This window comes from Chitinophaga sp. SYP-B3965 (assembly GCF_009647655.1).
Taxonomy (GTDB): domain Bacteria; phylum Bacteroidota; class Bacteroidia; order Chitinophagales; family Chitinophagaceae; genus Chitinophaga.
This window is the reverse complement of the sequence record NZ_WJFD01000003.1, coordinates 383,840-406,761: the sequence shown is the minus strand read 5'-3', so window position 1 is coordinate 406,761 and position 22,922 is coordinate 383,840. Positions and strand designations below refer to the sequence as shown.

Below are 22,922 nucleotides of genomic sequence, written 5' to 3'. Positions count from 1 at the left end.
AAATATAAGGATGTTTTTTTACTAATATAAAATATATTACATTTATCCCTAAATTATAAAACCTAAATCCTATACCACATGAAGTTTTTAAAGACCAGTTTGTTGCTTTTGTCTGCTGTAGCGCTTACCGTTAACCTGAAGGCCCAGGATTTTGAAAAGGCAGATCTTAAATTCCTTGCCGGGCAGACCAAATTTAACATCGAGTACGATTATGATAATATGAAGGTGGTGGATGATTCGGAAGAAACGTACAAAAAGGAAAGAATGGCCAAGTTGAATGCAAAGCAACCGGGTAAAGGTGAACGTTGGGCTGAAAAATGGGTGAACGCCCGTCAGCTTGTTTATGAACCAATGTTCGAAGAGCTGATCAGCAAATATGTTTATAAAGCGAATGGCGGTCTCATTGCAAAAAAACAAGCTGATGCAAAATATACAGTTTATGTAAAAACTTTGAATACTGATCCGGGATGGAACGTTGTTGTAATGAAAAGAAATCCGAAATGTGTTTTTGAGATCAGTGTAATAGAAATATCCTCCGGCAAAGTAATGGCCAAAGGTGAAATGAAAGCTACAGGTGTTTTAATGGGAGGAAGTGACTGGGAATTTGATCCAACTCCGAGCATCAAGGAATGTTATGCAAAGGCTGGTAAAGAAGTAGGAAAGAAGATTGCGAAAGCAGTTAAATAGATAGCATTTGCTGGTAATGCAGAAGCGCCTCCATTTTCGGAGGCGCTTTTTTTATGCATAGATTACTGATACGAGAATGCAGTGAATTCCACTTACTTTGACTATTCAATAACCCACATCAAATACTATTTTATGAAAAAACTATTGACCATGCTGGCCATTCTTATGGCTGTTTCCGGAACTATTACTACTGCACAGATCCCTGAAACCCGGGTTGCTTCATCAGAAGAACCGCAGCCGCATCCCAACAATCTTTATGTAAAAGGAAAAAGAGCAGATGGCACCACATTTAACCTTTGGTTGTTAGTGTTCCCCACTTCCAATGTAGGGGATGTGAAAGCAGAGGCAGGTGCTATAGCCGGAGTAGATGTAAGCGGCAAATCCTTGTATTACAATGGTCAGGCGCTTAATGATGGCCTCACACTGGCTGATTATGGTATTGGAAGCAATGTTTGGGTAACCTTACGCTAGTTGCTTAAAGAGAAAAAAGTATGGCGCATACTGAAAGGTATGCGCCATACTTTTTTTAGGTACATCCACATCAAAGTGTTGACTGTTGCAAACATATTGATGCTATTGATCCCTCCTGAAATGCCTGTCTACAGCTGTTTTTAAGGTTTGGTATGCTAATTGTTTAGGTAGGTGTAGAGTTATTTCTAAAATATAAAACCATAGTGTATGAAATTCATGCTTAAGATTGTCGGAGTACTGCTGTTATCAGCATTAGTATTTAGTGCTTGCAGTAAAGATACTGATCCTGCAGATGTTGACGTTTTCGCTGGTACATTCAGAGGAAAGATCGGATATATTGATGCTGAGAAAAATATCAGCCAGGATAATGGTAGCATCTTTGTAACTAAAGTAGGTACTCGTTATAATTTCAGATTTTCAGATGGTATTCCGGACCTTACCGGTGTGGATTTTGAAAGAAAAGATGATAATACCCTCACAAGCATTGGCTCTGACGGAACTGGTCTGATCACTATTAATAAAGACAGACTGGTGATCACATTTGCAAGGTCCGGACGGAACTGGTCAGCAGATTGTGGAAGATAGGGATGTCTTATATACGTTATACAAAAAAGCGCGGCATATTGTCGCGCTTTTTTCATTTTGAAAGCTTTCTTAATCTAGATTAAGTTTTCTTATGCCGGATACGCCTATTTTTGTGAGACTATGAACAAGCACATTTCAAATGCTCAATTCTTACTGAGACTTGCGCTCGGTATAGGCTTTATCTTACCTGTCCTGGATCGCATCGGAGCGTTAGGTGCTCCGGGAAGTAGTGGCGTTGGATGGGGTAACTGGAGCAATTTTGTAGATTATACGCATTCATTGATGCCGTATATAGATCGTTCGCTGGCTAATATAGCAGGGCTTATAGCAACCATTGCAGAAGTGGTGTTCGGTATCCTTTTAATTATCGGGTATAAAACAAAATGGGCCGCTTTCGGCAGTTTTGGACTGACGCTTATTTTTGCTTTAAGTATGTTCTTCTTTGCTAATTACAGAGCACCGTTTAATTATTCTGTGTTCGTAGTGAGTTTTTCCAGTTTGCTGCTGGCGGGTTTACCTTATCACAAGTGGAGCCTGGATTGATCAGATGCCACCGGTCAACGCAGAGATCCTATAGAACGCAACGGCTACTAATATGCAAATAGCTGCAACGGCAGTCCAGAACTTTACTTCTTTTGATACATGAAAGAATTCCCGGATCTCCTTCCGCCATAGATACCAGGCGAAGGCTATTTTCAGGAAGGTAATAGCAATATAGGTAAGTCCTTGTACAGTGTCCAGCCCTACGTACTGGAAAATGAGATCCAGCTGTATGAGCCTTGTAACAGCAGTTATGGCAGTGCTGATAAAGATGAGTATCCAGCCCCACGACTTTCTTTTCCACAGCAGGTAAAATACGAAGGGTGTAAACGCAAGGTCTATTGATTTGAGCAGGATGAAATAGAGTGGCATGCTTTCACGAAACACTATCACTGTATTATAGACCATCCACAGGTATTCCATGCCCACTGTGATCAGGAAGAGTATGAGTAAATTAGGGGGCTTTGTTTCTTCTGTCACGTCGAAGGAGTCCAGCAGGTGGGTGGTTTGTTCTTTAAGCTCCAGCACCTGTGGTTTATCTGTCACTCCTCTTTCTTTCAATATCCCGGAGGCTGCTTCCACCGCTTCCGGCTGGTAAGCATCAGGCTGTTGCACGATCTTCTGTAGATCTGTGTTTGAGTAGTCCTTATATTGCTCGTAGAAATCAAATTTCATAGGAAATTATTTAGGGGATACCGTTACCCCGGACGAGTTCTTGAGGCCGATCACCCTGTTGTTATCTGCTGCACGTACCATTTTTACATCCGTGATCTTTGCGTTTTTTACATCATCCAGGAATATCGCATAACGGCCATCCGGCTGCTCTACATTAAAGCTGCTTTTTGTAACAGTCAGTCCATTTACGTGCCTGGCCCAGAGTCCATAAGAAGGCTGTACTTTCAGGTTGGAGGCATTGTATTGCCCAACACCCAGTTCAGGAGGTGCGGCGGCTGTATCTGATACAGGGTTGCCTCCTTTTACGAGTACCTGCACATCATTGAATACAATGTTGTTAATATACCCGGTATGGTTACCATTGGGTAGTTTGAAATCAATTCCGTTGTCTGGTAAGCTGTAACCGGCTACTATGGGAGTTGCTCTGCGTTGTGAACCATCGTAAGGTTTCCAGCGGGTTTTTCCGCTGAAGGAACTGCCGGCGTATACTTCATACACATCTATGCCGTTGATGATGATATTCTCTACCTGTCCTATGTTCACGTTTTTCACCAGTAATTCATTATGCGGCACACCATTGTCTGAAAAAGCATATTTCCCTACTTCTGCGCCAAGGATCCGTGCCCTGTTGGAGATGGAAATAAAGAAGGGCGTAAAAGCGCGGTACATCTTTGAGCGGGAATGGAGGGTGCCGGTATGACCACAATTGAGATGTATATCTTTTATGTGGGCGCCGTCATTGGTGGAAATGGAGAACCCTGCTTTATTAGCACCCAATATGTAGATATTATCCACACATATGTCCATAATGTCATCAGCTGTTTCTGATCCTATCTGGAAGAGATTACAGTTGGTGTCGCCGATGATATTGCGCACTCTGTGGTGGCTTACCGGACGGGTAAAACCCAGAGAGCAATCGGAACCTGGTTTTACAATATCATCTGAACTTACCTTTGCATAGATATTGGTAACGGTCACATTGTTGCAGGCCATGAAATCGTAAATGTCCCGTACGGAAGAAGTATTGTGTTTGCCGAAGTAAGTATCATGCACATGGATGTTATCAGTTCCCGTAGCCAGCAGTACAAAGTGACCTGCCCGGTCTATGTGCAGCATGTTGTCTGTTTCTTTATTGGAACCCATGTAATAAGGTTCGTCTTTCTTTTCATCATACCAGAGATCTTCATCTCTGTGAATACCGCCAATTTCAAGATTGGTACACAACTTTAGGGTGAACATTTTATCTGCACGGCTATCAGGAGCATTGTTCATCACTTTATCGCTGGTGTTAAGATTGCCATTGCCAGTGATGTAACCGTTTCCTATTATCTTGATGTTATCCAGTCGTTCGCCGAAGAACATGGTGTTCCTGAAATAATGATGGCCTACATCCTGTTTGGTCATGTAGTTCTCGGAATCTTCGTATGGGCCGGCATCAGTGGGAGAGAGGCCGGAACGGTATTTTTTATCGCTGAACCAGGTGGTTTCAGGAGCATCGGCACCTTTTAGACCTTTTATGGTAGCGCCTTTATCAACATAGAGGTATACATTACTTTTCAGATGAACGGTTCTTACATTGTAAGTACCGTTGGAAAATAGTAAAGTACCACCACCGATCTGGTGCAAATAAGCAATGGCTTCATTGATCTTTTCTGTATCATCTCCGTTATCTGTTCCTTGTACACCGAATTGTTTGATATCCATTTTACCGGAATAGAACTGAATAGTGTTAGAGAAACCGCCGTTTTTCACAGCCAGCCGGAAGGTGTAGAGTTTGTTGGCTTGCAAACCTTCTATGGTGGCTTTGGCATGTTTCGGATCAATTTTAAGCGGAGAGGCGGACCATGTTTTCCCTTTATCAAGTGATTGCATGAGCGTGATGGCCTTGTTCAGCGAACTCCATTTGAAAGAAACCCTTGTATAGGTAGAAGGGGTTTCTTTATATACAAGGTTCTTATCCAGCTCTCTTTCGAAATCTGTAATGTTGCCGGTAGCCTGAAGCGTAGCTTTTGTCTCCATGCTGGTGAGTACTTCAGGTTGCGAGGTGGAATAGCTGGCCCTGAATGCATATGCTCCGTCTTTGTTCAGCTGTACATCCCTGATCACTACAATTACATCCTCTCCGTTAGCAGGGCGCAGATCAAGATGAGATAAAGTAAGCTGGGTGCCGGAAGCTACTTTCGTGATATCAGCCACACCTACTTTTGAGTAGGAATATTTGGTACCTACACGGCCTATCGACTGGTTCGGCAGATCCTTTAGTAATACCTCACCGCGGCCGATAACATTCACAGTTACATTATCCGGCGTAACCGTGATACCGGCGGGGATGAAAAAGCGCACCGTTGCCTGAGGGCTTCTTTGGCCAGCTGTAAAAAAGAGCGCGATATTCTTTTTCGTATTTACGGTGATCTGCTGTTGTCCTAAACGGAATTGTGCATTCAGCGCCCTGCGCTCTTCTGCGATATAATAAGTTTTAGTGATTTTGCCATCCTGTGCGGTAACGATGAGTTGATCGCCGGTAGCAAGGGAAACTATCTTATACTGCTGGGCAGAACCATCTTTGGCCACCAGTTCCTTCATTAGTTGTGCAGCATTAGCTTTGGTAGATACCAGCCCTTCGTTTTCCTTTGTGTCAACAGTAAAGGCATACGTACTACCTGTAGCGATCACCAGGGTATCCTTAGAGATCCGGACGATATGAGAAGCTTGTGGCCCTATTTCAATTTCAGCGCTGAAAACTGGCGCCATAGCAAGGCCAGTGAAGGAAAAAAAGGGTACCAGTACCCATGACAATTTCTTCATGTGTGTAATGTAAAGACTATTTTAATAACGTGGTGGTTGCGCAATGCGCAATTTCTTCTTAAAAGTAGTTTTTAAAAATACGCACTAGTGATATAAAGTTGTCATTTTGTACCCTGATTTTCACCTAAAGCAGCTTATCTATTGCCTGTTTTAAGGCCAATGCCCAAAGACGGTATCCCTCCTTTGCCAGGTGAATGCCATCGTTGGAATAAGTGCCGGGCAGGATGTCCCCATCGGCCTGAATGAATATATCAGACAGGGGGAAGTAATGAGCCGCCATTTTGTTGCGGGCCAGGATCTGGTGGATCCTTTCATATTTATTACGGCGGTCCGTACCTTTCTTCAAACTGGTGGGTAGCGGGCCGGTTAGTATAATTTTGGTGGAAGGCATATTGGTTTTTGTCCATTTTTCAATGGCCAGGATGCCTGCTGCAATTTCTTCAGCGCTATCATCCCCAAAGTTATTCACGCCAATTGTGATCACCATTACTTTTGGTTTGGCTTTGGCATAACTGCCATTTTGCAAACGCCATAGTACATTCTGTGTGCGGTCTCCGGAAATACCGGCACATTCCCATGTACGGCCTGCAAATACAGAATCAAAGATGGCAAATCCGGGTTTGCTGGTTACGTAAGTCCTTGTTCCGCCAATGCCCTGTGTAATGGAATTACCTAAGAAAACTATATCTAAATTCTTTCTGGCATCCAGTAAACTGTCTATGTTCCTGAACTGTGCCACCCACTCTTTTCCTTCCGTCCAGCCGGCACCGGAACGATATTCAACACCAGCGGCTGCAATAGCGGCGAAGTTGAATTTGTTACCGGTAGCACGAAGGATGAAATCTACGATGGGTGTAGGATTGGGTAAGCTATGCGGATGATGTTTACCGTCGGGTTTATGAATAACGGCGATATCTCCTCCAGCTGCTTTTATTTTTTCTTCGAAGGGATTGGTGTTTTCATCTACCGGAACGGCTTCATCCACATCACCTACTACATGCAACATGGGAAAACCCAGTTTTGCGATCTTCGCCGCATTGTCCAGTGGGTTGTTATTAAATTGAACGGCTTGTTCTTCTGTTAGACTATAATCCTTTTTGAAGATCTCCCAGTCGCTTTTGCTGCCGGGGCCTTTTCCTTTTCCACCTGGCCAGCTTTTCAGATCCAGTACGGGGGCATCTGCATATATAGCGGATACCTTACCGGGATTGGCTAAGGCCCAGTTGTAAATATATATGCCGCCGCGGCTCATACCTTCCAGCGTTGGCTTTTTAGACAGGCCACGTTGTTGCAGATAAGCGTAAAACTTATTCCATACACTTACTGCTTCGTTGTTACCAAACAGTTCTGCTACATCACAGTAAGCAATATGATACCCTCTTTCGAGCAGGGCAATATCAGTTTGCGGTTCATGGCCCCAGAACCTGGCGCGCCATACCCAGGGTTTGCCTTTAGCAACTACTCTGGGCTTAACTACTTTACAGCTGTGATCGTTTAAAGTAAAATCCACACAGTCAAAACCATAAAAGGAACTGGTTTTTTTATCTTCTGTTATTTTGGAAAAGAGATCGAATGGTTTGTCTTTGTTTATTTTAACCGCTTCATACAAACGTTTGGCAATGATATTGGCACCAATAGAAGATGGGTGGATCTTATCCGGGAACAGGTCTGCTTTGTCAACAAACAGGGGATACAGGTTGATGATCTCCGTTTGCGTTTCATACGCTACTTTCTGGATCATGGGAATGATCCTGCTCTTTATGATGGGATCATAGATCTGGTTGCTGTCTGTCATAAAGGAAGGCACCGGCAACAGTATGACCACCCTTGGTTTTGTTTCCTGCTGGCGGAAAGATTCGATCAACGCTTTGTAGTCGCTTTCGAATTCATCATAAAAAGGCCGGTTCACCGCCTTGCTGTCGTTCGTGCCTAACTTGATAAAAACAATATCAGGTTTGCTGGCAAGGGCTGAGGTATATTGACTTTTCTTCCAATAAGGGTTGTTCCCTTTTTTCAGCAGGGTGGTACCATTCACGCCAAAGTTCATCACTTCATATTCATTGCCCAGCATTACCTGCAATTGCCTTGGATAGTTATTACTTTCCCTGTTTACTATGCCAGCGCCATAGGTGATGCTGTTGCCGATACAGGCTATCCTGATCTTTTTCTGTGCATAAGAAGAGAAGGCCGAAAAGAGGACGATGAGTAGTAACGTGGTGGATCTATGTGTCATGTGTGTGAAAATATAGTACCCTAAATTATAAAACAAAGCTAAAAATAGCCTTTTCAGGTTCTATATTATCAAAAAAAGCCAGGGCGCAAACCCTGGCTTTTGGATAAAACTTATGGAATGATCAGCTTAACTACTTTCTTTCCTACCCGCAGGAAGTAGATCCCCGCAGCCAGATGCTTGTCTTTCACATTGGTCAGTTTCATGTGATGTGTACCTTTTTCCAGCTTCCGGGTTTGCTGTAACCAGGTTTGGCCGGATACATCTACCAGCTGTATGTTGAGTGTTTCACTGGCTGGCAGCGAAATATTCACATAGAGATCGCTGACAACCGGGTTAGGGTATACGGATATTTTAAGATCTGAAGAGGGGGTTTCTATCTTAGCTGTCATTAGCTCTTCACTTAACAGGAAAGTACCGCAGCCGTTGGGATCATAGATATCCCCTGCACAGGATGAACCATCCTGGTCATATCCTGTGTACTTTGCATAACCATGAAAACTAAAATAGATAGAATCCTGTGGCAGCCCTACAGCGCCATCATTGTTCATGTCTTGTACAAACAGGGCATTGCAGGCATCGTCTGATACAGGATAATATTCATTATCATAGAAGCTTAAACCAGATTGTGTTCTAAAGAATCCGGTCATGATATTGGAGTTGGAAGTGATCTCATTTTCAAAGAAACTACTGTTCCGCAGGCGGTATACCTGTATTTCCACATACCTTCCTCCGGGGCTTAATGTTCCGTATTGCCCGTTGGCTTTATTGTACAGAACGGTATCTATCCGGAAGTTGTGTTTGATGGTATTCCATTTCACCACACAATCTTCCACCCATGATGTGGTATTGATACTGCCATAATAGAAACCAGAAGAAAGGTTTTCCTTGAATACATTATTCCTGATCGTATGGCCGCCACTGGTACTGTTGTATTGTTCATTACCTACAGAACATCCGGCCCCATTCCAGTAACTGAGGTTATCTTCCACTACTACATTCCTCGAACCATCCAGGTAAATGCCGGCGGATACTGCAATAGGAGAAAGGCAGCGGTAAACAGTATTGTTCACGATCCTGCCGTTCTTGGCATTATTATTTGGTGCGGTAACGGTATAATTAGGATCATCTACTACCCATGGATAGTTCCCTGCAGCTACGATACCAATGTTGGCGATATCAAATACGAGGTTGCTGGAGATGCTGAAGGAATCCACATTTCCATTAACGGTAATAGCCTCAGTAAAACCCGGTACAATTTCATACACTGTATTGCTGTCTATTACCACATTGCGGATAGAAGTATCCGTGGTGCCGAGGATCATAATAGCGCCGAGGTTATCAAATGCGGTGGGGAATTTTTGTTTAACGGTATTGCGCGTCCATGCAAGATCGAAGATCTCGTTTTTCCTGATCACGATGTTAGCGCTTTTTCCACTCACGATAATACCAAAGCGGCTATCCTTTGTTCCGATGGACGGTGGCTGGTTGGTAAGGGTAGAATCGTTGGTGAGCTTCGTTATTTTCAATCCTTCAATGGCCACGTTCTTTCCGCCGGCTATGGCAAAGATGGAAGAGAACTTGGCGGTGATGTTTTCACCACTCACCGTAGGATGTTCTCCCGGATAATTTTTGATCTTGAACCAGTTATTGTTGGAGCCGCGTAATTCATTGATGAAGATAGTACCGGCAGGTTTATGTGTACCGCTGCGTAAGTAAATATTCACGGGTGCATTGATCAGGGAAGCGGGAGAGGTGGTATAGTTGATACCGGCTGTGTTGATCGCTTTGTTGATCGTTTTCCAGGGTTTGGTAATGGAGCCGTTGCCGGTGGTGTCATTTCCTGAAAGGCTTACATAATAATCAGAGGCGATGCCTATCAGGTTGGAATACGTACTGCCTGTTTGTGTGATGCCTGTACTGCCTGCAGCAATTTTAACGGTTTCTCCCCATGCCAGTGCGAGGTTTTGAAAGACATTACCAATCAGGCTGATGCTGGAAGTGGTGCCGGAAATGTCAATAGCGTTGATGAAATTGCTGGTGCTGATGGGGTATTTTGATTGTACGGAATCTGTATCCCATTTAAGATTGGAAAAGGTACAGTTCTTTATTTCTATGTTATCCACGTTCTGGGCCAGGATCCCGTATCCGCTGGTATTACCTAAGTTGGCAAAGGTCAGTCCTTCGAACTTTACATAACTGGTGCTTACAATAGCTGCCATGTAAGGGAAGAAGGGATTGGTAGTAAGACTACTGCCATTGATGATCACCAGGCCTTCATCGCCGGGATAAGCTTTCAATGTAAAATATTTCCCTGCAGATCCGCCCCTGGCTCCGGTGATATAGATCTGTGTGGTTTGATCTGCAGGGTTAATGGTATAAGTACCTCTTTTGATATAGACCACCGCATCAACACCGGTGCCGTTTACAAAAGGTACATTGTTGAGCGCACGACCGATACTGTTATAAGGGTCAACGGAAGTACCGCTGCCTATTGTGGGGTGAGTAACATCTACATAGTACAGGTTTTGTGCAGAAAGCAACCGGGGGAAGATGGCCATAGCAATGGCCAGCAACAGGTAGTAGAGTTTGAGTTTCATTGGATGTAATTTATTTGGTTAACCTCAATTTATCCTTTATTGTATATACTAAAAAACAACAACCGGTTGTGCGATTTTATTTAGCACAACCGGTTGTGCTGCTTATTTCGTGACTTTTACCACCAGTTGCGAAGGCAACAGGATATTGCGGAAGTTCTTCTGGTTTTCATCACTTCCCTGTTCTAATAATTCGAGTAATGTCTCAGCAGCTTTGGCGCCTTGCTGGTAGGGAAATTGTTCTATGGAGGCCAGTGGGGGATGGTCCATGTAATTACAAATGGCCTCGTTGGCAAAGCTGATAAAGGTGATGTCTTTGTTGATCTTTACTTTGTGCCGCTTCGCATAATGAATCACATCCATGGCTACATAGTCATTGAAAGCAATTACGGCGGTGGGGCGTTTGGGGAGGTCTAACAGTTCTTTCATGGCGGCATTATTGCCTTCTACGGTGATATCCGTATGCACCACATATTTCTCTTCTGCCTTTATTTTATTCTGCTTTAATGCTTTTATATACGCTTCATATCTTTCTTTACAGGCGGGCATTTTTTCAGGGCCATTGATCAGCGCGATGAGTTTGTTACCTCTCTTCACGAGGAGGTTCACGGCTTCCAGCATGCCGGATTCCAGTTTGCTGGCAATGAAATGGATGTCCTGCATTTGGGGGATGCGGTCAAAGAAAACAGTGGGGATGTTGTTCTTCTTCAGCATTTCGAAGTGCTCATAGTTATAGGTACTTTTGGCCATGGAAATAAGGATGCCATCTACGCGATGATCTTTCATTGTTTCCACGATCTTCTTTTCCCGGTCTTCCTCATCCCTGGACTGGCCCAGCAGGAGGGTATAGTTCTTATTATACCCCACATCTTCTATGCCGCTAACAATGGAAGCAAAGAAGGTATTGGATAAAGTAGGAAGGATCACTCCTATCAGGTATGTTTTACGTTGCTTAAAGAATATGGCCGTCTGGTCTGGTTCATAGTTCAACTCTTTCGCCAGTTGCTGTACCCTCATTTTTGTTCTTAACCCGATGCTGTGATGATCACTTAATGCCCTGGAGACGGTTGACTTTGAAACATTCAGTTGTTTGGCAATATCAATAATGGTCGTCTTTTTAGATTCCATATTTGCGCGTATGCTTCCCTTACAAGTTACGCAAAAAACAAGGCAACCGGTTGTTTGAAATAAAATAGAACAACCGGTTGTTGAAAAAATATATGCCCCCTGCGGTCTATTTTACGGTAAACCAGAAAATTACATGAAAATGGGAACAGATAACCAGGTAGCCATTATAACGGGAGCGGCCTCAGGGCTTGGGGCTGCTATTGCGAGAGAGCTGTCGCAGCATAACATACATATAGCTTTGTTTGATAAGGATAAAGAAAAACTGATCGAATTATCCGCTTCGCTGGAAGGTGATACCGAAGTATTTGCCGTGGATGTTACCAATGAGAACGAAGTGAAAGATGCGGTAGCTGCAGCCATTAAAAGATTTGGGACGGTACACCTGCTTATCAATAGCGCAGGTATCACAGGCATCACCAATATTAAAAGCCATGAAGTGGATACGGCTAACCTGCAAGCCGTCTTTAATGTGAATTTTATGGGTAGTTATTATACTTCCAAGTATGTATTGCCACATATGCTTAGCAATAACTATGGCCGCATCTTACATATTGCTTCTATTGCCGGTAAAGAAGGGAATGCAGGCATGCTGGCTTACTCTGCGTCCAAAGCAGCTGTGATAGCCATGGCGAAAGTACAGGGGAAGGAATATGCAGAAACAGGGATCACTGTCAATGCCCTGGCACCTGCTGTGGTACGTACAGCATTGGTGGATGCATTGCCTGAAACACAGGTGAAATACATGACGGATAAAATACCCATGAAGCGATGTGGCACATTGGAAGAGCTGGCCAGTATGGCTGCTTTCATTGTGTCTGCTAAAAACAGTTTTACAACCGGGTTCACTTTTGATCTGTCTGGCGGGCGTGCTACTTACTAATAAATACATCTTATGCTTAAACAGGAAATAATTCATCCGGAGAACAAAGAGAAATTCACCACCGGCGCTTATTCAGCCGGTGTGGTGATGGACGGCTGGCTTTTTATCAGCGGCCAGGGCCCCATTGATTTCACCACCAGTCAGTTTAAACTGGATACAATTGAAAGTGAAACGGCATTGACCATGCACAACATTGGCTGCATCCTGGAAGAAGCAGGCTGCACATGGGATGATGTGGTGAAATGCACTGTGCACCTTACAGACATTCATGAGTTTAGTGGATTCAATGCAGTGTACGCTTCTTTTTTTAAAGGTGTGAAACCTGCCAGAACAACCGTGCAGTCTGTATTAGGTCACGGTATCAAAGTAGAAATAGATGCCATTGCAAAAATCCATAAAACTGCCGTATGAAGCAAACTAATGAGATAACAATAGGAGTAGTAGGATTAGGTTTGATGGGCTGCAGTATCACTACCTGTCTTTTAATGGCAGGGCATAAAGTAGTGGCGCTGGCTCCTTTGCCGTCAGACCTTGATCTTGCGGAAGAACGGATAAAACATCATTTGCAAAAATCCTGGGAAGACGACATGATAGAAGAAGTACCGGATGTGTATTTGCAAAACCTGCTGATCACAGAAGATTATGCCACCTTAAGCCCCTGTGATCTGGTGATTGAATGCACGATAGAAAATCTGGATGTGAAGAAAGCGGTGTTCAAACATATTGAAACATATCTCTCTCCGGGAGCTTTGCTGGCTTCCAATACATCGGCGCTGCCCATCACGCTGCTACAGGAATTCACGAGTTTTCCCAACAGGTTCATGGGCCTGCACTGGCATGAACCTTCCCACACCACGAGGTTCCTGGAAGTGACCTGCGGGGAAAAAACAGATGTCGCACTCGCGGAATCACTCTATGAGCTGTCACACCGCTGGGGGAAAGAACCGACACTTGTACGTAAAGACATCCGCGGTTTTATTACTAACCGGCTGATGTATGCCATGTACCGGGAGGCTTTCTATCTCGTTGAAAATGGTTATGCCACTGTAGAAGATGTAGACAGGGCCTGTCGTAATAATGCAGGTTACTGGATGACGCTGGTGGGCGTATTCCGCTGGATGGACCTTACAGGTGTACCGGCTTATCACACTGTGATGAAAGACCTCTTCCCTACATTGAATAATCAAACAGAGATACCTAAACTCATAGATGATATTGTGAAGCAAGGCGGGAAGGGTGTTTTGAACGGGAAGGGGTTTTATGAATACACGGAAGAGGAAGCGAGGTTATGGGAAGAAACATTTACAGAGTTCAGCTATGAGATCAGGAAGCTGGCGCTGAAATACCCGGCGGATGTGGTAAAAAGAAAAATGAAGGAAGTAAATGCGGAGAAACCATGATGATCATTGATGCACACCTGGACCTTGCCATGAATGCCCTGGAGTGGAACAGGGACCTGAAACAGCATGTTACTGCCATCAGGGAAAGGGAGTATGGCATGACGGATAAACCGGATCGTGCAAAAGGAACAGTATCATTGCAAGACCTGCGTGCCGGGAACATCGGTTTGGTAGTAGCTACGCAGATTGCCCGGTATGTTGAAAAGGGAAGTAAACTTCCGGGATGGAATTCTCCGGAACAGGCATGGGCGCAAACGCAAGGCCAGCTGGCCTGGTACAGGGTTATGGAAGATGCCGGAGAAATGAAACAGATCACCAACCTGCAGGAACTGAATAAACAGATTGAACAGTGGGATCAGACGAAGCCGGTTGGTTATATCCTTAGCCTGGAAGGAGCAGATTCACTGGTAAATATTTCTTACCTGGAAAAAGCTTACAGGAATGGATTACGCGCCCTCGGCCCTGCACATTACGGCCCTGGCCGATATGCCCCAGGCACCGGAGAAACGGGACCACTCAGCCCTAAGGGTATTGAACTCCTGAAGGAAATGGATGCACTCAACATGATCCTGGATGTAACGCATTTAACGGATGAAGGATTCAAACAGGCTACTACATTGTATAAAGGGAATATCTGGGCCAGCCATCATAATTGCAGAACATTGGTAGATCATCAACGTCAGTTATCTGATGAACAGATCAAAGTATTGATAGAACGGGGCAGTGTTATTGGCGGTGTGCTGGATGCATGGATGTTAAAGAGTGGCTGGCAAATGAGGCAATCAGATCCGGTGAAAGAACATGTTAGCCTTGAATTATTAATTGACCACTACGATCACATTTGCCAGCTGGCAGGCAATAGTAACCATGTGGCCATTGGCAGTGACCTGGATGGAATGTTCGGGACGGAGCAGTCACCTTACGATATAGATACCATCGCAGACCTGCAAAAACTGGAAGTGTTATTGGAAAGAAGGGGATACCGTAAAGCGGACATCGAAAACATCTTCCATAAGAACTGGTTAGCTTTTTTACGCAAAGCATGGATATGATCCGTTGTTGTGAGAACCCTATACTGAATATTTTTCGTAACCAAACAACCAAAAATCATGCAACATCGCACAACGAAAAAACCACTGCTCATGTTCTTCATGTTGCTCCTGGTCAGTTTGCAGGTAGTGGCGCGCACACCGGCAGACATCAAAGGAACGGTTACAGATGAAAATGGAAAGGCTTTACCCTACGCCTCCGTAAAACTGAAGGGAACGGACAGGGGAACAACTACAGATGTGAATGGACATTTCTTATTACCTGCACCAGAAAATGGCAACCATGTACTGATCATTTCCTATGTAGGTTATACCACCACAGAGGTAACGGTGTCCGGGAACACAGCAGTAAACGTTGCGTTAAAACCAACTGCGGCTATTGACGAAGTAGTCGTAGTGGGATATAGCAACAAAAAGAAATCAGAACTAACGAGCGCCGTAACAGTAGTATCCGAAGAAAAACTGAAAGACGTAACATCCAATAACATTGGCACCATGCTGCAGGGAAAAGTAGCAGGGCTCCAGGTAGTAAATAGTGCAGGTACGCCGGGTGCGGCACCAGAGATCAGGCTGCGGGGGATCTCTTCCATCAATGCCACACAAAGCCCCCTGTTTGTGATTGATGGTATTATTGGCGGCAGCTATGATCCCAATGATGTGGAAAGTGTTACCGTATTGAAAGATGCAGGTGCTACTGCCATGTATGGTTCACAGGCCAACGGCGGGGTGATCATCATCACCACTAAAAAAGCGAAGGCAGGCAAGAACCGTTATGAAGCAAAAATAACCACTGGTTTCCGCACACCGGATTTTGGGAAGATGGATATGATGAATGGCAGCCAGTTATATGAATACCAGAAAGAATTATACCGGGATTATGTTCCCGGCCAAACGGATAACTCCTATAAGATAGACCTGCTGAAATTTTACAGCGAACGGCCCCTCACCATACGTGATCAGGACCATAGTTGGTTAGATGCTATTTTTAAACCTGCTTTTATGCAGAACTACTTTTTCTCTTTTGCGGGCAAAACAGAGAAAGCTGATCATTATGTAGGCCTCTCGTTTTACAATGAGAAGGGCACTTTTATGAATACGGATTTTAAAAGGGTAAACCTGCGGGCTAACACCAATTACCGCTTTAATGACCACATCAGGGTCACCAATAATATCAACATCAGCGCAGCCAACGGCAAGAGTTACGACTACATGGATATTTACTATGCTTATCTGAACCTGCCCTGGGATAATCCTTATGATAGCACAGGCCGCGCACGTTATGTAGATGGTAATTCTCCTTTTAAATGGTGGTCCAGGGATAAGATCAATCCTATCCATACCATAGAGAACTCCAGTCATAAGTATAAGAGCTTTGATGTGAACTATGACCTTGCCCTGAACATTGATATCACTAACTGGCTGAGTTTTTCCAGCTCCAACCGGGGAGCCGTGAATTTCAGCAAAGGATCTAATTTCTTTTCGCCTACCACTGCCGGAGTATATCATGGAACGGGATACCTGGCAGAAGAAACCATCCTTACTTATGGTGGTATTACCAATAACATCTTCCAGTTTAAGTTTAACATGGGGGACCATAGTATCAGTGGTTTGGCAGGTATTGCTATTGAAGGAAGCCAGACGGAACTTTCTGGTGCATCCGGTAAAGGGCTTCCCATAGGATTGAATGTACTGAATGTGGTATCCAACAGTCAGGCGGTGCGGGGTTTCTATAACCAGTCGTTTGTACAATCATTTATTTCTCAGGTAAACTACAGCTTCCGCAATAAATATATTCTGACAGGTTCCTACCGGGTGGATGGTTCATCAGCCTTCCCCACGAAGAACCGTTATGGATCATTCCCTGCTGTTTCTGCAGCGTGGCTGGTGAATAAGGAATCTTTCCTGGAAAAGAGCAGAACAGTAGATAATCTGAAGATACGCGCCAGTTATGGTGTAACGGGTACGCAGGATATTGGCGCTGCCCGCTACCTTGGTTTGTATTCCCTCAATAGTCAATACAATGCGCAGGTAGGCGCCGTGCCGTTACAGTTACCCAGTCCGGAACTTACCTGGGAAAGTAAATACCAGGCAAATGCCGGATTCGACCTTGGTTTATTCAATAGCCGGGTGAATATCACTTTTGATGTGTATAAGAATATTACGAAGAACTTATTACTGGAAGTATCCCAGCCTTTATCTGTAGGGATTGAAAAACGTTGGGATAATGTGGGAGAGATCGTAAACACCGGTACCGAGATAGGTTTGAATACCCTCAATATTAAAACAAAGGATTTTGCATGGAGTACAGATTTCAACATCAACTTCAATAAGAACAAACTACAAAAGCTTCCTTCCAACATTATTAATACCGGTTCCTGGTCAATCTCCCAAATTTACCGGAACGGTGGCAACCTTTATGAATTCTATATGCCCAAATGGTTAGGCGTGAATCCAGCCACCGGCGCACCACAATGGGAAGTGATCACCAAAGATGCGAATGGGGTAGAAACCGGCCGCCAGGCAACTTCTGATTACGCAGCGGCTACCTACCAGGAAGTAGGATCAGCTTTACCCAATTTACAAGGAGGGATGACGAATGAATTCTCCTATAAACAATTCTCATTAAGGGTGAATGCCTATTTCATTGAAGGAAATAAAGTATTCAGCAATAACCTTCGTTTTGTAATGAACGATGGCAGTGAGCCCTATCTCAATCAGGCAGTACTGCCAAAGGACCACAACATCTGGACAAAACCTGGAGACGTGGCTACTAACCCCAGTCCGCAGAATGCAGCTAATTCTACGGAAACATCTTCCCGTTACCTGATGGACGGGAGCTTTATTGCTATTAGGAATATTACGTTTAGCTATAGTTTACCCCTCAGCCGCTTAAAGATGGAAGGTGTTACTTTCTCCCTGAGTGCGGATAATGTATGGACCTTTACAAAGTTCGTGGGCCAGGACCCGCAGACGACCATTACGCCGCAAGCTTTTGTTACACCGGGTGTGTCGGATTTTAAATATCCGAATAACCGCCAGTTCTTATTCAATATCAACCTTCGGTTCTAAAATATTATATTATGAGAATCAACATAATTTTAACGGGCCTGTTCCTCTGTGTATGCAGCACCGGTTGTTTGAAAGAAGTGAGCCCGAGTGATGCAATTACCTCTGAAACGCTCATTACAACACCGGATGGGTTAAAGAATGCCGTAAACGGTTCCTATTCCCTTTTTAAAGATCATGTATCTTTTAATGGTACTGTCGATGTAGGTTTGATGTACCTGCGAAATTATTATCACCTGTCTGATTTTTCCAGTGATGATATCACCTGCGGGCAGGTGACCACAGATCCTTTGTGGTACAGCTTTACGCTTACGCATTCTCCTGCGCAGAGCAATACCCGTTTCTTCTGGTACATTTCCTATAAGATCATCAACAACTCCAATGCAGTTATTGAGGCAGGAGAAAAGATAAGCAACCCCGATGCGGCTACCCAGCAATTGATCGGTGAGAGTTATTTCCTCCGGGCCTTTTGCCATTTCAACCTCGTACGTCTATTCGCCAAACCTTATTCTCAGGACCCTGCGGCTGCGGGGATTATTTTACGCACTTCCTTAAGTGATCCTTCTCAGAAGAAGAGGGCTACCGTAGCAGAAGTATATGATGCCGTGATCGCGGATGCGGAAAAAGCGGCTACATTGATGAACCAGTCCCGCGGTGTATCCTATGCTAACAAAGAAGCCGCGTGGGCATTGTTATCCCGGGTGTATCTATACAAAGAAGATAATGCAAAAGCCATTGCCGCTGCAGATAAGGTGATCAGCTCCGGCAAGTTTTCTCTGACGGATGCTATTACTTTTCCGCAATTATTCAGAAATGCGCAGGGCAGTACGGAAACCATTTTTTGCATTGCTTTTACTCCCGTTGATGATTATGGTAAAAATGGTTCTGTGGCTTCTATGTTATATTCTGATGGCAACTCAGGATGGGGAGAGGAATTTGCCTCTTCTTCTTTACGGGATGTAATGGCAGCACATCCGGAAGATGTTCGCTGGTCTTATATTTCACCAAGGAAAGATGCAGGAGGCAATGTGGTAAAGATGAACGGGATTGAAACCTACTATATCACCAAGTATTCTTTCCAGGGAGGAAGCCCTACGTTAAGTTCACCGGTTATGTTCAGGCTGGCAGAAGTTTATCTCAACCGTGCAGAGGCAAAAGCCAAATCCAATATGACACCCGCTGCACTGGATGATGTAGATGAGATCAGGAAGAAACGTGGCCTGACGGCATCTTTATATAATAAACAATTACCTGCAGGCCGTACTGTTTTGGATGTGGTATTACAGGAAAGAAGAATGGAACTGGCATTTGAAGGACACCGGAATTTTGATGTGTACAGGAATAAACTCAGCATGAACCGTACTTACTGGGGATATCACCTGGCAGGCTTGCAGGAAACAGATGTTGATCTTTCAAAGGCCCCTGTAGGTTATACGAATATGGTCGTGAACTGGAACAGTCCCCGCACCATTTTTTATATACCGGTAGATGAGATCCAGGCTAATCCTTTATGCACACAGAATCCTTAAAATCTAACACAATGAGAATCTCTTATATTTTATTGGGCATCGGCACGTTATTCCTGTCCTGCGAAAAGGATAAAGCAGAACAACTGCCGGACGTAGTGTATACTGTGAATATTGAAGGTTACAAAGTAACGTTCGATAACCAGACGTTAAACGGGCAATCTTATAAATGGGAGTTTGGGGATGGCGCCACTTCTACAGAGAAAAGTCCGGTGCATATCTACGCGAAAAAGGGCAAATTCGTACCCACCTTATATGTTACCACCGCCAATGGTAAAGTGATAGAAGGATCTACCGTACTGCGCATCTCAAAAGGTACGGCCGTTAAATTGAATGATAATTCATTCAGTGACTGGGATACCGTTACACACAATGTAGTGATGCCGGGAGCAGGAAGCGGCAACCTCAAAAAGGCGAAGTATGACTATGACGGCAATTATGTTTACTTCTACTTTGAAGTGTCTTCCACTAAAGCCAATGGTGACATTTTTGATTTTTATATGGACACAGATAACAGCGCCGCCACCGGATATAATACCTGGCTGTTTACCGGGGCAGGAAATGATGTGTTGCTGGAAGGTGCATTGCTGACAGGATGGTTTGATGTATTTTATCATAAAGGTGATCCTGCTGCCTTTGCCTTCGATTATCAATCTATCAGTGATTTCTTTGAAATAGGTACTATCAGTGAGAGTGGCGGCATCCTTACTTTCGAAGGAAGGCTCACCCGTTCTAAAATAAAGGGATTATTGGGAACAGGTTTTAAGATAGGAGTAGCTACTACCAAGAATGATTGGAGCGCTATGCTGGGGGCTTTGCCAACACCGGCTGCCGCCTCATTTTTTATTGACATGAGCGAATAGCTAAATACCTTTGATCATTTTAGCAATCTCATTATCCGGATATATTTTTATATTGGATAATGAGATTCCCGTTTATAGTAATGTTGCTGCTGGCTGCAACTATTGGCAGAAGCCAGTCTTACACGAAATATGTAAATACTTTTATTGGTACGGCACCGCTTACCGATCCTAAGATCCTCGGTTATGAATTACCCAGAGGATGGCGATCATGGGCCGGCCTCACTTTTCCCGGAAGTTCTTTGCCGAATGCCATGGTGCAGTTAAGTCCCATGACGGAATATGGCTCCGGTGCCGGATATGAATATGAGGATTCCGTTATCTATGGTTTTACCCATACCAACAAAGGGCATTGGAACCTTTGCAACATTCCCATCCTGCCACTTTCAGATCCGGGCGAAAAATTCGGCTCCCGGTTCACCCATAAAAAAGAAAGTGCAGCGCCCGGTTTTTACCAGGTGTACCTGGATGATTACAATGTGAATGTAAACCTGACCTCTACCCTGAGATGCGGATATCATCAGTATACTTACAAAAAGAATACAGGCCGGCAGATCCTTTTTGATCTGGCCAGGGCCAATAACCGGATCTCCAACTGGAGTATCGAGCAGGTGGGTAATAATGTACTGCAAGGTTATCAGCAGGCAGGGGAGAAGATCTACTTCTATGCTATCCTGAATACGGATATTGAAAAACTGGAGAAAAAAGAGGAAGGACAACGTTCCGGTTTTGCCATTGCCCATTTGGTGAATGGCCAGGCTGGTACAGTTGAACTGAAAATTGGACTGTCCTTTGTAAGCATGGAAAATGCGAAACAAAACCTTCAGCAGGAAATTGGCAATAGATCCTTTACCCAGATCCGCAATGAAGCTACGCAAAAGTGGGAGGCCTTATTATCCTCCATACAGGTAAAAGGTGGAACGGATAAGCAAAAGCAAATGTTCTATTCCTGTTTGTACAGATCATTCCTCTGGCCGGCACTGCGCAGTGATGTGAACGGAGAATTCACAGATGCAAAACGGCAGGTGGTAAAAGCTGATTTTAACTATTACACAGAACCTTCTTTATGGGATACCTACCGGAATAAGGATGTGCTGCTGGGTTTGATCTCTCCCAAGGTTACACTGGATGTGATCAAATCAATGAAAGATGTGGGAGATAAGCGTGGTTTCATTCCTACCTTCTTTCATGGTGATCATGGAGCTTCTTCGATTGCAGGCGCTTACCTGAGAGGCATCGATGATTTTGATGTGAAAGGGACTTACGCCATCCTGTTGAAGAATGCGAATGTGGCTGGAGGTGCCCGCCCGCATATCACTGAATACATTGAGAAAGGGTATATCTCTGATCCGGACATTCCAGATCCTAAGGTAGAAACAAAAGCAAAAGCCGGTGTGTCCAAAACACTGGAATATAGTTATGATGATTATTCCCTGGCGCAGATGGCAAAGAAATTAGGTGATACGGCTAATTACAGGATCCTGATGGCCAGGTCAAAGAACTATAAGAATATGTTTGATCCCTCCACGCGGTTTATGAGAGGCCGCCTGGAAAATGGCGAATGGATCAAACCCTTCAACCCGGAGTTCCCTTATTATGAATACATGTACAGGGAAGCTAATGCCTGGCAGGTATCATTCTTTGCACCGCATGATATGAAAGGACTTATTGAATTATACGGTGGTGCCAAAGGTTTTGAATCCAAACTGGATTCACTTTTTACTGTGCCCTGGAATCCGAAATACATTGCCCGTAACGTTGAAACCATGATAGGACAATACTGCCATGGCAACCAGCCGGATCATGAAGCACCTTTTGCTTATTACTTTATCGGCAAACCCGAGAAGTCCCAAAAAATGATCGATACCATCCTGAATAGCCTGTATGGTATCGGGGAAGAAGGACTGGCACTTTGCGGAATGGATGATGCAGGAGAAATGTCTGCCTGGTATGTGCTTAGTTCCCTGGGGTTGTATACTTATTCAGCAACAGACCCTGAATACCTGGTAACAGTTCCGCTCTTTGATGAAGTGAAATGGAAAACGAGCACTGGGAAATTATTAACGATAACTAAGCCCGGGAAAGGAAGGAATTTGACTTCTATAAAAGTGAACGGGAAAGAAAACAAAGGCTATTTCGTCCCGCATGATTTATTCAAAAATGGGGGTAAGATTGAGATTGCCACAAAATAAAAGAAACGATGCCCCAGGGCATCGTTTCGCTTTTAATTCTTTTTCTGCTGACCGGGGGCAAATGGCTTGGCAGATTGTGAGCCTGCTGCTTTCTTTGCCTGGCCAGGAGGTACTTTCCCGCTGTTACCGGCTGTTCTTGGTGTATAACATGAGCTTGCCAACATTATTCCCGCAACTGCCAGTACTAAATATAACTTTCTCATGCTATAGGGGAGCCAATAACATGCCAAA

Annotated in this window: 18 protein-coding genes; 12 read left to right on the top strand and 6 right to left on the bottom strand. The window is 44.2% G+C overall.

Going from position 1 to position 22,922, the window contains the following annotated elements; all coding sequences use genetic code 11:
• Positions 1-78 precede the first annotated feature (78 nt).
• The 4 genes from GFS24_RS19430 (at position 79) to GFS24_RS19415 (ending at position 2,286) form a co-directional block, all read left to right on the top strand.
• On the top strand, positions 79-687 hold the full coding sequence (locus GFS24_RS19430; protein WP_153662281.1) for a hypothetical protein: 609 nt from the start codon (positions 79-81) through the stop codon (positions 685-687).
• Positions 688-819: 132 nt separating this feature from the next.
• Positions 820-1,158: a ubiquitin-like protein gene (locus GFS24_RS19425; protein ID WP_153662279.1), complete on the top strand. Its 339-nt coding sequence runs from the start codon at positions 820-822 to the stop codon at positions 1,156-1,158.
• 207 nt (positions 1,159-1,365) lie between these two features.
• Entirely contained in the window at positions 1,366-1,743 is a 378-nt protein-coding gene (locus GFS24_RS19420) for a hypothetical protein (RefSeq protein WP_153662277.1), read from the top strand.
• 120 nt (positions 1,744-1,863) lie between these two features.
• Positions 1,864-2,286, top strand: a complete 423-nt coding sequence (locus GFS24_RS19415) for a DoxX family protein (RefSeq protein ID WP_153662275.1) — start codon at positions 1,864-1,866, stop codon at positions 2,284-2,286.
• On the opposite strand, the gene GFS24_RS19410 is transcribed toward GFS24_RS19415, so the two are convergent.
• The 5 genes from GFS24_RS19410 to GFS24_RS19390 form a co-directional block, all read right to left on the bottom strand.
• The gene (locus GFS24_RS19410) at positions 2,287-2,958 is read right to left on the bottom strand and encodes a hypothetical protein (protein WP_153662273.1); all 672 of its coding nucleotides are present in this window, start codon (positions 2,956-2,958) and stop codon (positions 2,287-2,289) included.
• Between the two features lie 6 nt (positions 2,959-2,964).
• Entirely contained in the window at positions 2,965-5,763 is a 2,799-nt protein-coding gene (locus tag GFS24_RS19405) for an endopygalactorunase (RefSeq protein ID WP_153662271.1), read from the bottom strand.
• A gap of 124 nt (positions 5,764-5,887) precedes the next feature.
• Positions 5,888-7,996: a GDSL-type esterase/lipase family protein gene (locus tag GFS24_RS19400; RefSeq protein ID WP_153662269.1), complete on the bottom strand. Its 2,109-nt coding sequence runs from the start codon at positions 7,994-7,996 to the stop codon at positions 5,888-5,890.
• Between the two features lie 110 nt (positions 7,997-8,106).
• A complete protein-coding gene (locus tag GFS24_RS19395) occupies positions 8,107-10,593 on the bottom strand; it encodes a T9SS type A sorting domain-containing protein (RefSeq protein ID WP_153662267.1) in 2,487 nt (828 codons plus the stop codon).
• Between the two features lie 102 nt (positions 10,594-10,695).
• Entirely contained in the window at positions 10,696-11,718 is a 1,023-nt protein-coding gene (locus GFS24_RS19390; RefSeq protein WP_153662265.1) for a LacI family DNA-binding transcriptional regulator, read from the bottom strand.
• A gap of 133 nt (positions 11,719-11,851) precedes the next feature.
• On the opposite strand from GFS24_RS19390, the gene GFS24_RS19385 reads away from it, so the two are divergent.
• The 8 genes from GFS24_RS19385 to GFS24_RS19350 are packed head-to-tail and all read left to right on the top strand — an operon-like array spanning position 11,852 to position 22,691.
• Positions 11,852-12,598 carry an SDR family NAD(P)-dependent oxidoreductase gene (locus tag GFS24_RS19385; protein WP_216647451.1) on the top strand — a complete coding sequence of 249 codons (747 nt, stop codon included), beginning with the start codon at positions 11,852-11,854 and terminating at the stop codon, positions 12,596-12,598.
• A 12-nt stretch (positions 12,599-12,610) separates the two neighbouring features.
• Entirely contained in the window at positions 12,611-13,009 is a 399-nt protein-coding gene (locus GFS24_RS19380) for a RidA family protein (RefSeq protein ID WP_153662263.1), read from the top strand.
• Positions 13,006-13,998 (top strand): 3-hydroxyacyl-CoA dehydrogenase family protein, encoded by a 993-nt coding sequence (locus tag GFS24_RS19375; RefSeq protein ID WP_153662261.1) that lies wholly within the window; start codon positions 13,006-13,008, stop codon positions 13,996-13,998. The genes GFS24_RS19380 and GFS24_RS19375 overlap by 4 nt, the downstream gene beginning before the upstream one ends.
• Complete coding sequence (locus tag GFS24_RS19370) at positions 13,995-15,050, top strand: dipeptidase (protein ID WP_153662259.1); 1,056 nt, start codon at positions 13,995-13,997, stop codon at positions 15,048-15,050. Before GFS24_RS19375 ends, GFS24_RS19370 begins: the two co-directional genes overlap by 4 nt.
• Positions 15,051-15,107: 57 nt before the next feature.
• On the top strand, positions 15,108-18,116 hold the full coding sequence (locus GFS24_RS19365) for a SusC/RagA family TonB-linked outer membrane protein (protein ID WP_153662257.1): 3,009 nt from the start codon (positions 15,108-15,110) through the stop codon (positions 18,114-18,116).
• An 11-nt stretch (positions 18,117-18,127) separates the two neighbouring features.
• Positions 18,128-19,642 (top strand): RagB/SusD family nutrient uptake outer membrane protein, encoded by a 1,515-nt coding sequence (locus GFS24_RS19360; RefSeq protein WP_153662254.1) that lies wholly within the window; start codon positions 18,128-18,130, stop codon positions 19,640-19,642.
• 11 nt (positions 19,643-19,653) lie between these two features.
• Complete coding sequence (locus tag GFS24_RS19355) at positions 19,654-20,502, top strand: PKD domain-containing protein (RefSeq protein WP_153662252.1); 849 nt, start codon at positions 19,654-19,656, stop codon at positions 20,500-20,502.
• A gap of 59 nt (positions 20,503-20,561) precedes the next feature.
• The gene (locus GFS24_RS19350; RefSeq protein ID WP_153662250.1) at positions 20,562-22,691 is read left to right on the top strand and encodes a GH92 family glycosyl hydrolase; all 2,130 of its coding nucleotides are present in this window, start codon (positions 20,562-20,564) and stop codon (positions 22,689-22,691) included.
• 32 nt (positions 22,692-22,723) lie between these two features.
• Here GFS24_RS19350 and GFS24_RS29000 read toward each other — a convergent pair whose 3' ends face one another.
• Positions 22,724-22,894 carry a hypothetical protein gene (locus GFS24_RS29000; RefSeq protein ID WP_173003127.1) on the bottom strand — a complete coding sequence of 57 codons (171 nt, stop codon included), beginning with the start codon at positions 22,892-22,894 and terminating at the stop codon, positions 22,724-22,726.
• Positions 22,895-22,922: the final 28 nt, after the last annotated feature.

What these genes read in the sequence shown, in the direction of transcription:
- GFS24_RS19430 (WP_153662281.1), top strand. Translation starts at nt 79, where the DNA reads ATGAAGTTTTTAAAGACCAGTTTGTTGCTTTTGTCTGCTGTAGCGCTT.
- GFS24_RS19425 (WP_153662279.1), top strand. Translation starts at nt 820, where the DNA reads ATGAAAAAACTATTGACCATGCTGGCCATTCTTATGGCTGTTTCCGGA.
- GFS24_RS19420 (WP_153662277.1), top strand. Translation starts at nt 1,366, where the DNA reads ATGAAATTCATGCTTAAGATTGTCGGAGTACTGCTGTTATCAGCATTA.
- GFS24_RS19415 (WP_153662275.1), top strand. Translation starts at nt 1,864, where the DNA reads ATGAACAAGCACATTTCAAATGCTCAATTCTTACTGAGACTTGCGCTC.
- GFS24_RS19410 (WP_153662273.1), bottom strand. Translation starts at nt 2,958, where the DNA reads ATGAAATTTGATTTCTACGAGCAATATAAGGACTACTCAAACACAGAT.
- GFS24_RS19405 (WP_153662271.1), bottom strand. Translation starts at nt 5,763, where the DNA reads ATGAAGAAATTGTCATGGGTACTGGTACCCTTTTTTTCCTTCACTGGC.
- GFS24_RS19400 (WP_153662269.1), bottom strand. Translation starts at nt 7,996, where the DNA reads ATGACACATAGATCCACCACGTTACTACTCATCGTCCTCTTTTCGGCC.
- GFS24_RS19395 (WP_153662267.1), bottom strand. Translation starts at nt 10,593, where the DNA reads ATGAAACTCAAACTCTACTACCTGTTGCTGGCCATTGCTATGGCCATC.
- GFS24_RS19390 (WP_153662265.1), bottom strand. Translation starts at nt 11,718, where the DNA reads ATGGAATCTAAAAAGACGACCATTATTGATATTGCCAAACAACTGAAT.
- GFS24_RS19385 (WP_216647451.1), top strand. Translation starts at nt 11,852, where the DNA reads ATGAAAATGGGAACAGATAACCAGGTAGCCATTATAACGGGAGCGGCC.
- GFS24_RS19380 (WP_153662263.1), top strand. Translation starts at nt 12,611, where the DNA reads ATGCTTAAACAGGAAATAATTCATCCGGAGAACAAAGAGAAATTCACC.
- GFS24_RS19375 (WP_153662261.1), top strand. Translation starts at nt 13,006, where the DNA reads ATGAAGCAAACTAATGAGATAACAATAGGAGTAGTAGGATTAGGTTTG.
- GFS24_RS19370 (WP_153662259.1), top strand. Translation starts at nt 13,995, where the DNA reads ATGATGATCATTGATGCACACCTGGACCTTGCCATGAATGCCCTGGAG.
- GFS24_RS19365 (WP_153662257.1), top strand. Translation starts at nt 15,108, where the DNA reads ATGCAACATCGCACAACGAAAAAACCACTGCTCATGTTCTTCATGTTG.
- GFS24_RS19360 (WP_153662254.1), top strand. Translation starts at nt 18,128, where the DNA reads ATGAGAATCAACATAATTTTAACGGGCCTGTTCCTCTGTGTATGCAGC.
- GFS24_RS19355 (WP_153662252.1), top strand. Translation starts at nt 19,654, where the DNA reads ATGAGAATCTCTTATATTTTATTGGGCATCGGCACGTTATTCCTGTCC.
- GFS24_RS19350 (WP_153662250.1), top strand. Translation starts at nt 20,562, where the DNA reads ATGAGATTCCCGTTTATAGTAATGTTGCTGCTGGCTGCAACTATTGGC.
- GFS24_RS29000 (WP_173003127.1), bottom strand. Translation starts at nt 22,894, where the DNA reads ATGAGAAAGTTATATTTAGTACTGGCAGTTGCGGGAATAATGTTGGCA.